The organism is Halomonas caseinilytica, assembly GCF_001662305.1.
Taxonomy (GTDB): Bacteria; Pseudomonadota; Gammaproteobacteria; order Pseudomonadales; family Halomonadaceae; genus Halomonas; species Halomonas caseinilytica.
In genome coordinates this window covers 61,941-76,720 of record NZ_BDEP01000008.1, presented here as the reverse complement: position 1 = coordinate 76,720, position 14,780 = coordinate 61,941, and the positions used below count along the sequence as shown (strand labels likewise).

Genomic DNA, 14,780 nt, shown 5'->3' with positions numbered 1-14,780 from the left:
CATAGATTTATGATGCGCTTTTCCCTAGCATCGAGATCAGTGGATGCCATTCCGTGACACCGGAGCCGCCATGAACCTCCTCTTCGACGAGCGACTCGACGGCGAGCTGCCCCGCCGCGACAAGGCGGAGGTGCTCGCCGAGCTACAAGCCAGCCTGCCGACCCTGACCCTGCTGCATCGCGAGGAGGACCTGCGTCCCTTCGAGTGCGACGGTCTGGCCGCCTATCGCGTGCTGCCCATGCTGGTGGCCTTGCCCAGTGATCTTGAGCAGGTCGTCACCCTGATGCGCCGTTGCCACGAGCTTGGTGTTCCCGTGGTCACGCGCGGCGCCGGCACCGGGCTGTCCGGCGGTGCCCTGCCGCTGGAGCGCGGCGTGCTGCTGGTGATGTCGCGCTTCCAGCGCATTCTGGAACTAGACCCAGAAGCGCGCATCGCCCGCGTCCAGCCCGGCGTTCGCAACCTGGCCATCACCGAGGCGGCAGCTCCGCACGGCCTTTACTACGCGCCCGATCCGTCGTCGCAGATCGCCTGCTCCATCGGCGGCAACGTGGCCGAGAACGCCGGCGGCGTGCACTGCCTGAAGTACGGCCTGACGGTGCACAATGTGCTCGCCCTGGAGATCGTCACCCTCGAGGGCGAGCGCATGCGGCTCGGCGGCGAGGCCCTGGACGCCCCGGGCTTCGACCTGCTCGCGCTGTTCAACGGCTCCGAAGGCATGCTCGGCGTGGTGACCGAGGTCACCGTGAAACTGCTGCCGAAACCGGAAACCGCCAAGGTGGTGATGGCCAGTTTCGACGATGTCGGCAAGGCCGGCCAGGCCGTGGGCGACATCATCGCCGCGGGTATCGTCCCCGGCGGCCTGGAAATGATGGACAACCTGGCCATCCGTGCCGCTGAAGACTTCGTCCACGCCGGCTACCCGGTGGACGCCGAGGCGATCCTGCTCTGCGAGCTGGATGGCGTGGAGGCCGACGTGGACGACGACATCGGCACGGTACGCCGCGTGCTCGAGAATGCCGGCGCCACCGACATCCGGCTCGCCCGGGACGAAGCAGAGCGCGCGCGGTTCTGGTCCGGACGCAAGAACGCCTTCCCGGCGGTGGGACGCATCTCGCCGGACTACTACTGCATGGACGGCACCATCCCCCGCCGCGCCTTGCCCGAGGTGCTCGGCACCATTGCCGAGCTCTCCGCCGAGTATGGACTGCGGGTCGCCAACGTCTTCCATGCCGGCGACGGCAACATGCACCCGCTGATCCTGTTCGATGCCAACCGCGAAGGCGAACTCGAACGTGCCGAGGCCCTGGGAGGCCGGATACTGGAAGCCTGCGTGGCCGCCGGCGGCTCGATCACCGGCGAGCACGGTGTGGGGCGCGAGAAGATCAACCAGATGTGCGTCCAGTTCCCGACCGGCGAGCTGACCACCTTTCACGCCGTGAAGGCAGCCTTCGACCCGGTCGGCCTGCTCAACCCGGGCAAGAACATTCCCACCCTGGCCCGCTGCGCCGAGTTCGGCGCCATGCACGTGCATCACGGCGAGTTGCCGCACCCCGAGCTGCCCCGTTTCTGAGGAGTCATCATGGCATCACCGCATCACTCCCTGCCGGACCGGGACATCAGCGAAGCGCTCGGCGAACGCATCCGCCGCGCCGATGCCGAGGGCACGCCGCTGCGTATCGTCGGCGGCGACACCAAGGCCTTCCATGGGCGGCCCGTCGATGGCGAGCCCCTCTCCACTCGCGAACATCGCGGCATCACCCACTATGACCCGGTGGAACTGATCGTCTCGGTACGCGCCGGCACGCCCCTGGCCGAGATGGAAGCTCGCCTCGACGAACAGGGGCAACGGCTCCCCTTCGAGCCGCCCCACTTCGGCGACACCGCCACCGTCGGCGGCATGGTCGCTACCGGCCTGTCCGGGCCACGACGCCCCTGGGCCGGCAGCGTACGCGACTTCGTGCTGGGCATCCGCCTGATCGACCGCCACGGCGAATCCCTGCGCTTCGGAGGCGAAGTGATGAAGAACGTGGCCGGCTACGACCTGTCGCGGCTGATGGTCGGCGCCCAGGGCTGCCTCGGCCTGCTCGCCGAGGTCTCCCTGAAGGTACTGCCAAAACCCGCGGCGCAACACAGCCTGCGTCTCGAGATGCCACTCGACCAGGCTCGCCGCCGCCTCATCGAATGGGGCCGACAGCCGCTGCCAATCACCGCCGCCACCTGGTTCGACGGCGCCCTGCATCTACGCCTGGAAGGTGGCCCCGGCTCGGTCGAGGCCACGCGTAAATGCCTCGGCGGCGACACCCTGGACGACGCCTTCTGGTCGACGCTACGGGAACAACGTCTGGACGTCTTCACTCGGCAGGACGATCCGCGGCCGCTGTGGCGGCTCTCGCTTCCCCAGCAGGCGCCCACGCCCGAACTGGAAGGCGTCGACGAGACCGCCATGCTTCACGACTGGGCGGGCGCCCAACGCTGGCTGCGCAGTGCCGCCCCGGACAAGACAATACATGACGAGGCGGTCCGCCTGGGGGGCCACGCCACGCGCTGGACCACCGGCCGCGGCAGCCCCTTCACGCCTCTGTCGCCGGTGCTTGCCAAGTACCACCGGCGGCTCAAGGCCGAGCTCGATCCCAACGGCATCTTCAATCCCGGGCGACTCTACGCGGAGCTTTGACATGCAGACCCATTTCACCGAGCAAGACCTGGAACAGCCGCATCTCCGCGAGGCGGAGCGGGTCCTGCGCACCTGCGTGCACTGCGGCTTCTGCAACGCCACCTGCCCCACCTACCAGTTGCTGGGCGACGAACGCGACGGCCCGCGCGGGCGCATCTACCTGATGAAGACGCTGCTGGAGAGCCGCGACGACGACAACCAGGCCACCGAGGAGACACGGCTGCACCTGGACCGCTGCCTGAGCTGCCGCAACTGCGAGACCACCTGCCCCTCCGGCGTGGAATATCACAAGCTGCTCGACATCGGCCGCGCCGAGATCGAGCGCCGTGTGCCGCGCAAGGCCAGCGAGCGCGCCTTGCGTTTCGGTCTGCGCAAGGCGCTGGTCGATCCCCGGCGCTTCAAGGCACTGCTCAAGCTGGGCATGACCTTCCGCCCGGTGACGCCTCATGCACTCAGGCAGAAGCTGCCTGCCACACCGGTGGACGCCGGCGTCCGCCCCGCAGGGCGACACCACGAGCGCCAGATGCTGATCCTCGAAGGGTGCGTCCAGCCCAGCCTGTCACCCAACACCAATGCCGCCACCGCGCGCGTGCTCGACCGGCTCGGCATCGGCCTGACAGCGGCGCCCGACGCCGGCTGCTGCGGCGCCGTCGACTTCCATCTCGACGCCCAGGAGGCTGGGCGCGACCGGGCAAGGGCCAATATCGACGCCTGGTGGCCGCATATCGAGGCCGGCTGCGAGGCCATCGTCCAGACCGCCAGCGGCTGCGGCGCCTTCGTCAAGGAGTATGGCGACCTCCTCGCCGACGACCCGGCCTACGCCGACAAGGCCGCCCATGTCAGTGCGCGGGCCAAGGATCTGGTAGAAATCCTCGAGGACGAGCCGCTCGACAACCTGGCCCTCGCGAACCGCGAGCGGCTCGCCTTCCACTGCCCTTGCACCCTGCAGCATGCCCAGCGGCTGGGCGGCCACGTCGAAGGGGTTCTCGCCCGACTCGGCTTCCCGTTGACACCGGTACGCGACGCCCATCTCTGTTGCGGTTCGGCCGGCACCTACTCCATCACGCAACCGACCCTTGCCACCCAACTGCGCGACAACAAGCTCGACGCCCTGGAGGAGGGCCAGCCGGATGTCATCGCCACGGCAAACATCGGCTGCCAGAGCCACCTCGCCGGTGCCGACCGAACCCCGGTGCGCCACTGGATCGAACTCGTCGACGAGGCACTGACCCGAGCCACCAACACCGCGGCACCTTAGCGCTCAACGCTTAACGCTCAACGCTCAACTCAGACACAACCATAAGGAGTGATTCATGGAGACCAAAGCCGTTCTCGGCCTCGCCGAGGTCAACACTATCCTCGATGCCGCCCAGCGCGAGGCCGAAGCCAACCAGTGGACCATCACCGTCGCCGTGGCCGATGACAGCGGCGAGTTGCTCGGCCTACGCCGCCTCGACGGGGCCTCACCGATGACCGCCATGATCAGCGCCCGCAAGGCACGTACCGCCGCGCTCAGCCACAAGGAAACCCAGTTCTTCGAGAACATGATCAACGAAGGACGCACTGCCTTTCTTTCCGCCCCTCTGGAAGGGCTGCTCGAAGGCGGTGTGCCGGTGGTCGTCGGCGGCCGGACGATCGGTGCCGTCGGCGTCTCCGGCGTCAAGGCCGACCAGGATGCCCAGGTAGCAAAGGCCGGCATCGCGGCGGTGCTGTAACGCTCTGGTCGACACTCGAGCGAATCGCTAAGCTGGAAGACAAGCAGCAACGACGTTCGGGAGGTCGGAGATGGCCGGCGGCTGGTCGAAGGATGGCGATGTGCAGCAGCAGATCGACGACAGTGTGCGCGACGAGCTCGAACGCGCCAGACGGGCACTTCCCCAGGGCGCAAGCGCGCGCTTCTGCCATGAATGCGACGAGCCGATCCCCGAGGCACGCCGGGCGGCGGTTCCCGGCGTGCGCCTGTGCATCGACTGCCAGGCCGAGCGCGACAAGCGAGCCGGCGCCGCCAGCGGCTTCAACCGTCGCGGCAGCAAGGACAGCCAGCTTCGCTGAGCCCTGGTTCGCTGAGTCAGACCGCCGTCCCTCCAGCAGAGGGGCGCGGTCGCTCCTCCCGGCTCACTCTCCCCAGACGGCCCACCGCCCCTGGACGGCCCGCGCGACGCGCCGGCCATGACGCTGGCGGGGCGGGCCGCCAGGCATGCTAGACTGCCCTTTCGCCGCCTCGACAGGAGAAAGGACGCGCCATGTCTCTCGACGACCTCCACCTCAACCTGCGCAACCTGACGCCGGACGACTATCCCCAGCTCAAGACGCTGATGGATGCCGTCTACGACGATCTCGGCGGTGCCTGGCCGGAACACACCATGGAACGCCTGATCGAGGAGTTTCCGGACGGCCAGATCGGCATCGAGGACGACGGCCGCCTGGTCGGCGTGGCCCTGACGGTGCGAGTGGACTATGACGACTTCTCCAACCCTCACCAGTACGACGACCTGATCGGCCAGCGCGAGATCATCCTCAACGACGCCGAAGGCGACGCCATGTATGGCCTCGATGTGCTGATCCATCCGGCCTATCGCGGCTACCGGCTGGGCCGGCGACTCTACGAGGCGCGCAAGGAGTTGTGTCGCTCGATGAACCTGCGGGCGATCCTCGCCGGCGGACGTATTCCCCAGTATCACCAGTACGCCGACGAGCTGTCGCCCACCGAGTACATCGACAAGGTGGCCCGCAAGGAAATCCACGACCCCATCCTGTCGTTCCAGTTGGCCAACGACTTCCAGGTCAAGCGGCTGCTGCGCAAGTACCTGCCCGAGGACGAGAAATCCCAGGGCTACGCGACGCTGCTGGAGTGGAACAACATCCTCTTCGAGCCGGCAGAACGCGTGCTCGAGACACGCCGCACCCAGGTGCGCGTCGGTGCGGTGCAATGGCAGATGCGCGAGTTCGCCTCGGTGGAAGCGGTGCTGCAACAGGTGGAGTATTTCGTCGACGCCCTGGCCGACTACCAGAGTGACTTCGCCGTCTTCCCGGAGCTGTTCAACGCCCCGTTGATGGGCCTGCAGGATCGCGCCGCCCAGCAGGACCAGCTGGCCGCCATCCGTTTCCTGGCCGGCTTTACAGAGCGCTTCAGGACCGAGCTGTCACGCATGGCGGTCTCCTACAACATCAACATCGTGGCAGGCTCGATGATCGAGGCCGGCGAAGATGACCACCTCTACAACGTCGCCTACCTCTGCCACCGCGACGGCACCATCGAGCGCCAGGCCAAGTTGCACATCACGCCCCAGGAACGACGCGACTGGGTGGTCGAGGGAGGCGACGAGCTGCGGGTCTTCGATACCGATGCGGGCCGGGTCGGCATCCAGATCTGCTACGACGTGGAATTTCCCGAGCTCTCTCGCCTGCTCGCCGATCAGGACATGGATATCCTCTTCGTGCCCTTCTGGACCGATACCAAGAACGGTTACCTGCGGGTACGCCACTGCGCCCAGGCGCGGGCCATCGAGAACGAATGCTACGTCGTGCTGTGCGGCAGCGTGGGCAATGTGCCATCCATCGAGAACCTGGATATCCAGTACGCCCAGTCCTCGGTCTTCTCGCCCTCGGACTTTTCGTTTCCTCATGATGCGGTGCTCGCCGAGACCACGCCCAACACCGAGATGATCATGTTTTCCGATCTCGACCTGAACCGCCTGAAGGTGGTGCGCAACGAGGGCTCGGTCACCAATCTCAAGGATCGGCGCAAGGATCTCTTCGACCTTCGCTGGCGCGACTGGTCATGGAAATCCGGCGGCCGCACCGGCGTGGAGGAAGGCTGACACCGTGCTGCAACGCTTACGCCGCTGGCGCGCCGCTCGCTTCGAGGCCCGCCATCCCTTTCCCGAACATGACTGGCGAGAGGCCCGGGCGAGGCTGCCCTTGCTCGCCGCCTTGCCCGACGCCATGGCCGATCGGCTCGGCCACCGGGCCTGGCGCTTCCTGCACGAAAAGCGCCTGAGCCTGCATCCCGATCTGGTGGCCCAGCATGTCGAGTTCGACGCCCCCGCGCGCCTGGCCCTGGCCGCCCAGGCCTGCCTGCTCACTCTGGGCTGGAGCGAACGCGATCATCACGATGCCCTGGCCGGGGTGCATGAAATCCTGATCCTGCCCGAGGCCTTCCAGCGTCGCGTCGAAGAGATGGATGAATTCGGCGTGATGCACGAATACGACGACGAGCGCGCCGGCGAGACCTCACACCAGGGGCCGGTGGTGGTCGCCTATCCGGACCTGATGGCCAGTGGCGGGCTGGACGGCTTCAATGTGCTGATCCACGAGCTGTCCCACAAGCTGGACATGGGCAATTCCCTGGATGCCGACGGCTTTCCGCCGCTCTCGGGCGACATGGATCCCCAGGAATGGCACCGCATCTTCACCGCCGTCTGGGACGATCTCCAGGCACGGCTCGCACACGGCGAGGCCACGCCCATCGACGATTACGCCGCCAGCCATCCCGGCGAATGCTTCGCGGTCTCCTGCGAATACTTCTTCACCGCACCCCGCATACTGCACGAGGCCTATCCGGCCCTCTACGGTCTGCTGTCACGCTACTTCCGACAGGACCCGACCTCCGAATACCGCCACTGACGAACTGCAGCCACAACGAAAAACACTGCCCCGACCAGTGGTCAGGACAGTGTCCGAAGCTTCTGCGAATCGCCTACAAGGTCATGAAGGGAGCGGACTCGCCATCGGTGAACCGATAGACATCCCAGTCGCCCTGCTTCTGACCAGGCATGCCAGGCGTACCGATCGGCATGCCGGCAAGACCGATGCCATCGGCATCGGGACGCTGCTCATACAACGCCTCCAGGGCCTCCATGGGCACATGTCCTTCGATCCAGTAGCTGCCCATTTCGATGGTATGGCAAGCCCCAAGACCATATGGCACACCAGCGGCCGACTTGATCTCGTTCAAATCGGCACCGTCGACGATGGTCACGTCGACGCCCATTTCCTCGAGATGCCGAGCATAGTCATCACAGCAGCCGCACTGCGGGTTCTTGTAGAGTGTCGCCGCGTCGGGCAAGGCGGCGTGAGCTAAGGAAGGGCCTGCCAGCAGTGCAGTGGACAGCATCAGGGAAGCGATTCGGCGGTTCATGAGCGAACTCCTCGGTCGGACTGGGAACGGGGCATGAAGAGATACTTGATCAGGGCCGCGATGCCCAGGCCAAGCAGCGCAAGGACGGCAAGGGGCATTATCCAGCCCAGCCAGCCCATGGCACCCATCATGGAAAAACATTCGTTGGTCGTCATGGCATGACCCTCGACGAACGTACATTGAACATATCGGCGGCAGACGCGCCACCGAGCAATGGTCGGTCGTTCGGTCAGGCTCTGGGAGGGCGACGAGGAGGCGGGGTAATATGATCGATCATTGCCGGCGCAGGACCGCTGGCCAGCGGTTCGGTTCGCGTGTCCGGCAATACGGCGTGGGTCGGCACGGGGGAACAGACAACACAGCCCGGCTCGTCATCGACATCGTTCGGGGCAGCCTGGGCCATGAGGCAGTCCGAGGCACATGCCGCCATGGCAGGCGTCGCCAGGCTCGGGCTCAGCACGACCAGCACGAGGAGCAGCGCCAGCAGGCGGCTCCCTGGTATGCGATGTCGTAACGTCTCAAGCCCGATCATGGTCAGATTCCGCAGGCATGGTCCCCATGCAACTCGGCTATCCTGCCACCCGCCATCCTCCGACTCAAGACGACACGCGCCCCACCAGCCACTCCCACAGCCTGGCCGCCTCGGTACGGGGCCGTCGTCGCGCCGGTCTTACCAGCCAGAAGCCTTCGTCGCTGGGCACCGCCAGGGCGAGCGGCGCCACCAGGTCATCGCGCTTCTCGAGCAAGCGGCGGTGCGTCAGGGCCACGCCACCGCCCTGTCCGGCCAGCGCCAGGGTCATGACCTGGCTGTCACAGGTCAATGACGGACACCGCGACTCCAGGCCCGGCTGGCCGGCCTGTTCCAGCCAGGTCGGCCAGCCCACGGCAAAGCCGACAGCATGCAGCAGGGTATGTCGCGCCAGGTCGGCAGGCTCGGCGATATCCTCGGCCAGCGCCGGGGAACAGGCCGGCAGCATGGCTTCCTCGCCGAGCGAGATCGCTTCCACGCCCTGCCAGTCGCCACGCCCGTAGCGGATCTCGATATCGGCGCCCTCGGGACCGAAATCATCGGGCCAGATGGCACTGACCAGGCGCACGGCAATCTCGGGATGGGCACGCTGGAAAACCGGCAGACGCGGCGCCAGCCAGTTCTGCTGAATCACCGGGGTAGTGCGCAATGTCACCTGGGCGTCGCCCCCCGCGCCACCGAATACCTCACTGGTACCCTCGCCGAGACGCAGGAAAGCATCCTGGATGGAAGGCAACCAGGCCTGCCCGACCGGCGTCAGGCTCAGGCTGCGGGGGTGGCGTACGAACAACTTCTGGCCAAGACGATCCTCGAGCAGACGAATGCGTTGACTGACCGCCGCCTGGGTCACGCCCAGTTCGTGCCCGGCGGCGGTGAAACTAAGGGTTCGCGCCGCGGCTTCGAAGGCCTGCAACCAGCCCAGAGGAGGTAATCCCGTCATGCAGCGTGTCCCATCATGAAAAAGTCACACATAAGCAGAATTTGGCCATAGGGGTCAGATTAATCGTTTGTCAGCGCGCCAGGCAATCGCCACCCTGTGCGCCACACGCATCACAGGAGGCAACCATGACGACTGCCACTCCGTCCAGGCCCCAGCAACCCCGCCTCGCCTGGCCCATGGGCGAGCTGGCCGACCACAGCGGCAGCTATTCCCTCATCGATGCCCTGACCAGCGGCGCCCGAGTGACGCTGACCTGGGAGGACCGTCAGCAGGCCCACTTTCCCTTGAGCTGGCTGCGCGACCACTGCCTCTGCAGTGAGTGCCGCCATGCCGCGACACGAGAGCGCCTGTACATTCCCTTCGAGCTCCCCGAGACGGCCCCCAAGGCTCGCCTCGAAGACGGCAACCTCGAGCTGACCTGGGCCGATGGACACATCAGCCGTTTCGACGCCGGCTGGCTCCGGCAACGTCGCCCCGGCCAGGAGAGCGGCGACCATGTCCCCGCGCGTCGCCCCTGGGCCGAAGGCTTCCAGCCGACCCGCGTCGCCCACAGTGACTTCGTGGATGGCGCCGCAGGCGAGCGCGAATGGCTGACGGCGTTGCTGCGCGATGGCCTGGTACTGCTCGAGGACGGCCCCCTCGCCGACGAAGAAGTCAGTCGCCTGGCCGAACGCATCGGCCCCTTGCGCGCCACCAACTTCGGTGCGCGCTTCGACGTGCGCTCCAAGCCCAACCCCAACAACGCCGCCTACACGGCGATCGGCCTGCCGCTGCACACCGACCTGCCCAACTGGCGCCAGCCACCGGACATCCAGCTGCTGTACTGCCTGGAAAACGACGCCGAGGGTGGCGAGTCGACCTTCACCGATGGCTTCGCCGCCGCCGAGGCGCTGCGCGAGCGTTCTCCGGAAGCCTTCCGCCTGCTCAGCGAGACACCGATCGACTTTCGCTTCCAGGACGACGAACACGACATCGCCTGGCGTGCCCCCATCATCACGCTGGATCACAATGGTCAGTTGCTCGAGATACGCTTCAACAACTGGATCCGTGACTCCCTGCGCCTGCCCCTGGAACAGGCCGACGCCTGGTATCGCGCCTATCGCGAATTCTGGGACCTGGTGCACGACCCGCGCCAGCGCCTCGAATTCTCCCTCCTGCCCGGTCAGATGATTGCCTTCGACAATCGCCGTGTGCTCCATGGGCGCAACGCCTTCAACCCCAACAGCGGGCGCCGTCATCTGCAAGGCACCTATCTCGACCTCGACCTGCTCGAGTCTCGCCTGCGAGTCCTGGCACGTTCCGCCTGAGGCCGCGTTCCTTTCGTCATGAATCCATCGCCGGGTCGCCACGACCCGGCCATCAGGAGACAATAATATGCGACCCCGTTCGACAGCCGCCCTGCTGAGCCTGCCTCTGGTCCTCGGCCTTGCCGCACCGACGATGGCGGACGACGCCACCCTGGACTTCGGCGTGCCGGCCTGGCCCGGTATCACCGTCAAGACCGAGATCGCCGCGCAACTGCTGACACCGCTCGGTTACACGACGCGTACCGAAGAGCTCGGCATGCAGGTCGTCTATCAAGGACTCGACAGCGGCGATCTGGATGTCTTCCTCGGTGGCTGGCTGCCGGCCCAGAACAGCCTTTATACCCCGCTCGAGGAGAGCGGCGCGATCACCTCGCTGGCCAACAATGTCGACGGGGCGCGCATGACCCTGGCCGTTCCCGAGTACCTCTACGCGCAAGGCATCCAGAGCTTCGCCGACCTGGATGCCAACCGGGACGACTTCGACGGCAAGATCTTCGGTTTCGGCGCCGGCTCTGCCGCCAGCGAGATCCTCAACGAGGCCATCGCCAACGACACCTGGGGGCTGGGTGACTGGCAACTGGTGGATACCAGCGTGGTCGGCATGCTCACCGCGGCCCGCGACGCCATCTCCCGGGAGGAGCCCATCGTCTGGGTCGGCTGGACGCCTCACTGGATGAACCTCGAACTGGACATGCGCTATCTCGACGATCCGCAAGACCTGTTCGGCGAGAACAACGGCGCCAGCCAGGTGCTGACCGTAGCACGCAGCGATTACGCTGAGGCACATCCCAACCTGGTCGACTTCTTCACCAACTTCACCTTCTCCGCCGAAGAGCAGAGCTGGATGATTCGCGAGTTCGGCCAGCAGGAACGCAGTGCAGAGAGCGTGGCCCGACAGTGGCTGCGCGAGCACCCTTCGCGCGTCCAGGCCATGCTGGAAGGCGTGACGACCCGTGACGGCGAACCTGCCTGGCCAGCCGTCGAAGGCACCTTCGGTGAAGGGAGTGCCGAATGAGGCACTGCTGAGCCACAAAGGCCGCAATGCCCGATGGTCACTTTGGCCATCGGGCACTCTGCCGTATCCTGTGGCGAGACGTTCACCAGGAAATCGCTTGCCTCATGTCCCGCCCGCTCAGCATTCTTCTCATCGTCCTGCTCGCTCTCGTTTCCCTCGGCCTGCTATGGCAATGGCTAGCCATGCAGGACCTGCTCACCGTGGATAGCCTGATGGCGCTGGCCCAAGGCTCGGTGGCCTGGCGCGATACCAGTTGGGCGGTACTGGTGGTGGTCGCCATCTACGCCGCCGCCTCGCTGGTGATGTTCCCGCTGAGCCTGCTGGTCGCCCTGACCGGCCTGCTGTTCGGTCCCTGGTGGGGCTTTGCTTATGCCCTGGCCGGCACCCTGGCCGCCTCCATCCTGACCTGGTGGATAGGACGCCGCTTGGGGCGCGATGCCTTGCTGCGCCACGGTGGCAAGCACCTCAAGGGCCTCTCCCGCTATCTTTCAGGGCGCGGCATCCGCACCATGACCGTCGTCAACCTGCTGCCACTGGCTCCCTTCACTCTGACCAACATGATGGCCGGCGCCTTCCACCTGCGCTTTCGCGACTACATGATCGGCTCGACCCTGGGCATCGTGCCGGGGTTGGTCGGCATCACTCTGCTGGGCAGCCAGCTTGGCGAGCTGGTCACCGCGGAGAGCAGCCGAGAAGCGGTCCTGGCCCTGCTCGGACTGTTGGCGGGCATCGGGGTACTTTACGGCCTCAAACGTTGGGCGGAGCGGCGCCGTCGCCGTTGAAGAGGATCACTCCGAGGGGACGCTGGGCTCATCCTGGCGGCCGCCCGGCCACCAGGAGGGGCGCTCCTGCTCCCACTCCCCCTGAACCAGGTGACGCAGCAATCGTCCCCGATAGCACAGCATCTGCCATTCGGCGCCCAGGCGCCCCCTGACCCGGTCCCAGCCGCCGTCGTCGGCGTGAGTGAAGGGACCGCCCCGTGCAATGACGTCGCGGTAGACCGACAGGCAGCGCTCGGCACAGCGCCGCTCATCGTAGTTGGCCGCCGTCTCCAGAGCCCCCTGGCGCAACGGCTCACGACATCGCGCCTCGGCCAGTGCCTCCAGCGCGCAGGCCAGTCCCTCGGTGTCGTCTTCGGGCAGCAGGCGCCCGTTTTCGCCATCCACCACCACCTCGACGACACCCGGTGCGGCGACCGCCACCACCGGCAAGCCGGCGGCCATCGCCTCGGCGACCACCATGCCCTGGGTCTCGCTGTGCGACGCGAACGCGAAGACATCCATGGCATGATAGGCATCGATCAACGCCCGCCCCTGCAGGCGCCCCGTGAAGTGAAAGCGCTCCGCCACGCCCTGTTCCTCGGCGATCTCGCGCATCACCTGGGCGGCATCGCCGTCACCGACGACCAGGAAGTGCGCCTCGGGACGCCTGCTCAGCGCCAGTGATACCGCCTCGGCCAGGAAAGGCAAGTTCTTCTCCCGCGCCAGCCGGCCCAGATGGCCGATGACATACGCATCCTCGGGAATGCCCATGCGGCGCCGGCAATCCTCCCCGTTGCCGAGCGCGAAACGGTTGGTATCCACACCGCTCGGCACCACCCGAATTGCCGAATTAGCCTCGCGTTCGAGCAGCAGGTCGCGGATGCTCTCGCTGGGCGCAATGACGCTGTCGCACAACCAGCTGTACTGGGTGGCAAGCGCGATGGCGAAGCGCTGCATGCGCGGCGAATCGCCGGGCACATAATGGGTGTAATGCTCATAGAGCGTATGGTGGGTGAACACCAGCGGCAGGCCATAGGTCTCGGCGGCACGCGCGGCGGTGTCGCCCAGCAGGAAGGGATGATGGGAGTGGACGATATCCGGTTCGAAATCCTCGATGGCTTCGTAGAGTTGACCGGGCATCGGCACAGGCAAGGAGAAGTCGCTGCCGTTGAAGTGCTGTACCGCCGCCACCCTGACCACATCCGTCTCGTTCTCGGGCTGGCCCTCCAGGCGAGGCGCCACGACCAGGACACGGTGGCCCGCCATGCACAGCTGACGCTTGAGACGCTGCACCGACTCGCTGACCCCGCCGACGATCGGTTGGTAGGTATTGGTGAACATCAGCACATTCACTGGGGCGACTCTCCTGTCAGAACACTCCGGGGAAGCGAGCGCGATGGCACGCGTCCCGCCATCTCCCGTTCGAGATAGGCGACGAAGGCACGAATCCGCAAGGGCACGTGGCGACGCTGATGATACACGGCATGAAAGTCGGCGCGCACTCCTCGCCACTCCGGCAGCAGCTCGATCAGACGTCCTGCGGACAAGTCATCGTGGACATCCCACCAGGAGCGCAGCGCCACGCCATGACCGTCACGGGCCAAGCGGCGGACCACCTCGCCATCGTTGCTGGCCATGGGACCCGCTACCTTCACCGCACGTTCCTCGCCTGGCGTGTCACGACGCTGGAAGCGCCACACGGTGTGGTCGCTGCCGTTCTCGCGAATCACCAGACAGGGATGCGACGACAGATCGCGGGGATCGCGCAGCGGCGACATGCGCTCGACATAGGCCGGCGCCGCGCAGAGCACGCGGCGGTTGGCGAGGATGCGTCGTGCCACCAGGCGCGAGTCCGGCGGCGCACCGACGCGAATGCCGATATCGAATCCCTGCTCGAACAGGCTGGCAGGGAAATTGGTCAGCTCGAGACTGCCCTCGATATGCGGGTGAAGGGCACAAAAGTCCGAGAACAGCGGCGCCACATGCCGCCGACCGAAACCGAAGGTGGCATTGATGCGCAGCGGTCCGGACAGCTCGGCTCGGTGATCGCCCAGCGTTTCCTCCAGCTCGCCGAGCTCGTCGAGGATCGCCGCGCCCCGGCTCAGGTAGAGCTCGCCCTCGGCGGTCAGCGTCAACCGCCGCGTGGTGCGATGGGCCAGGGAGACGCCCAGGCGAGCCTCGAGCTGCTTGAGCCGCTTGCTCACCGCCGAGAGCGAGAGTCCCAGCTCACGGGCGGTGGCGGTCAAGCTACCGGCCCGCGCCAGGCGTTGAAAGAAGGCCAGGTCATCGAGCTGAGACAAGATATTCTCCACTCATGCGCAACAATACCTTTCACTCTAGCCCGATTATCTCTTTCCGCCCAAGGAGTAGGCTATGCCTGACCCGGACAGTCAGCGCCCGGCCATGCGACCCGG

Annotated in this window: 15 protein-coding genes; 10 read left to right on the top strand and 5 right to left on the bottom strand. The window is 66.3% G+C overall.

Annotation, left to right across the window (positions count from 1 at the left end):
- Nucleotides 1-70 precede the first annotated feature (70 nt).
- From glcD to A9O65_RS05810, 7 genes are all read left to right on the top strand, one after another.
- Nucleotides 71-1,570 (top strand): glycolate oxidase subunit GlcD, encoded by a 1,500-nt coding sequence (glcD, locus tag A9O65_RS05840; RefSeq protein ID WP_064701606.1) that lies wholly within the window; start codon nucleotides 71-73, stop codon nucleotides 1,568-1,570.
- 9 nt (nucleotides 1,571-1,579) lie between these two features.
- Nucleotides 1,580-2,674 (top strand): glycolate oxidase subunit GlcE, encoded by a 1,095-nt coding sequence (gene glcE, locus A9O65_RS05835; protein WP_064701597.1) that lies wholly within the window; start codon nucleotides 1,580-1,582, stop codon nucleotides 2,672-2,674.
- Between the two features lies 1 nt (nucleotide 2,675).
- Nucleotides 2,676-3,932 (top strand): glycolate oxidase subunit GlcF, encoded by a 1,257-nt coding sequence (glcF, locus tag A9O65_RS05830; protein ID WP_064700037.1) that lies wholly within the window; start codon nucleotides 2,676-2,678, stop codon nucleotides 3,930-3,932.
- A gap of 55 nt (nucleotides 3,933-3,987) precedes the next feature.
- On the top strand, nucleotides 3,988-4,389 hold the full coding sequence (locus A9O65_RS05825; RefSeq protein ID WP_064700038.1) for a heme-binding protein: 402 nt from the start codon (nucleotides 3,988-3,990) through the stop codon (nucleotides 4,387-4,389).
- A 70-nt stretch (nucleotides 4,390-4,459) separates the two neighbouring features.
- Nucleotides 4,460-4,726 (top strand): DksA/TraR family C4-type zinc finger protein, encoded by a 267-nt coding sequence (locus tag A9O65_RS05820; RefSeq protein WP_064700039.1) that lies wholly within the window; start codon nucleotides 4,460-4,462, stop codon nucleotides 4,724-4,726.
- Between the two features lie 191 nt (nucleotides 4,727-4,917).
- The gene (locus A9O65_RS05815; protein WP_064701596.1) at nucleotides 4,918-6,495 is read left to right on the top strand and encodes a bifunctional GNAT family N-acetyltransferase/carbon-nitrogen hydrolase family protein; all 1,578 of its coding nucleotides are present in this window, start codon (nucleotides 4,918-4,920) and stop codon (nucleotides 6,493-6,495) included.
- A gap of 4 nt (nucleotides 6,496-6,499) precedes the next feature.
- A complete protein-coding gene (locus A9O65_RS05810) occupies nucleotides 6,500-7,300 on the top strand; it encodes a M90 family metallopeptidase (protein ID WP_064700041.1) in 801 nt (266 codons plus the stop codon).
- 73 nt (nucleotides 7,301-7,373) lie between these two features.
- On the opposite strand, the gene A9O65_RS05805 is transcribed toward A9O65_RS05810, so the two are convergent.
- From A9O65_RS05805 to A9O65_RS05795, 3 genes are all read right to left on the bottom strand, one after another.
- Complete coding sequence (locus A9O65_RS05805; RefSeq protein ID WP_064700042.1) at nucleotides 7,374-7,814, bottom strand: DUF411 domain-containing protein; 441 nt, start codon at nucleotides 7,812-7,814, stop codon at nucleotides 7,374-7,376.
- Nucleotides 7,811-7,969: a hypothetical protein gene (locus tag A9O65_RS17335; RefSeq protein ID WP_170862781.1), complete on the bottom strand. Its 159-nt coding sequence runs from the start codon at nucleotides 7,967-7,969 to the stop codon at nucleotides 7,811-7,813. The genes A9O65_RS05805 and A9O65_RS17335 overlap by 4 nt, the downstream gene beginning before the upstream one ends.
- Before the next feature lie 441 nt (nucleotides 7,970-8,410).
- On the bottom strand, nucleotides 8,411-9,283 hold the full coding sequence (locus A9O65_RS05795; protein WP_064700044.1) for a LysR substrate-binding domain-containing protein: 873 nt from the start codon (nucleotides 9,281-9,283) through the stop codon (nucleotides 8,411-8,413).
- Nucleotides 9,284-9,408: 125 nt separating this feature from the next.
- Here A9O65_RS05795 and A9O65_RS05790 point away from each other — a divergent pair, with 125 nt between their 5' ends.
- From A9O65_RS05790 to A9O65_RS05780, 3 genes are all read left to right on the top strand, one after another.
- Nucleotides 9,409-10,590, top strand: a complete 1,182-nt coding sequence (locus A9O65_RS05790; RefSeq protein ID WP_064701595.1) for a TauD/TfdA family dioxygenase — start codon at nucleotides 9,409-9,411, stop codon at nucleotides 10,588-10,590.
- Nucleotides 10,591-10,657: 67 nt separating this feature from the next.
- On the top strand, nucleotides 10,658-11,605 hold the full coding sequence (locus A9O65_RS05785; protein WP_064701594.1) for an ABC transporter substrate-binding protein: 948 nt from the start codon (nucleotides 10,658-10,660) through the stop codon (nucleotides 11,603-11,605).
- A gap of 104 nt (nucleotides 11,606-11,709) precedes the next feature.
- The gene (locus A9O65_RS05780) at nucleotides 11,710-12,387 is read left to right on the top strand and encodes a TVP38/TMEM64 family protein (protein ID WP_064700047.1); all 678 of its coding nucleotides are present in this window, start codon (nucleotides 11,710-11,712) and stop codon (nucleotides 12,385-12,387) included.
- Between the two features lie 6 nt (nucleotides 12,388-12,393).
- On the opposite strand, the gene A9O65_RS05775 is transcribed toward A9O65_RS05780, so the two are convergent.
- Both A9O65_RS05775 and A9O65_RS05770 read right to left on the bottom strand, forming a co-directional pair.
- A complete protein-coding gene (locus A9O65_RS05775) occupies nucleotides 12,394-13,719 on the bottom strand; it encodes a glycosyltransferase (RefSeq protein WP_064700048.1) in 1,326 nt (441 codons plus the stop codon).
- Entirely contained in the window at nucleotides 13,716-14,666 is a 951-nt protein-coding gene (locus tag A9O65_RS05770) for a LysR family transcriptional regulator (RefSeq protein WP_064700049.1), read from the bottom strand. The genes A9O65_RS05775 and A9O65_RS05770 overlap by 4 nt, the downstream gene beginning before the upstream one ends.
- Nucleotides 14,667-14,780 lie beyond the last annotated feature (114 nt).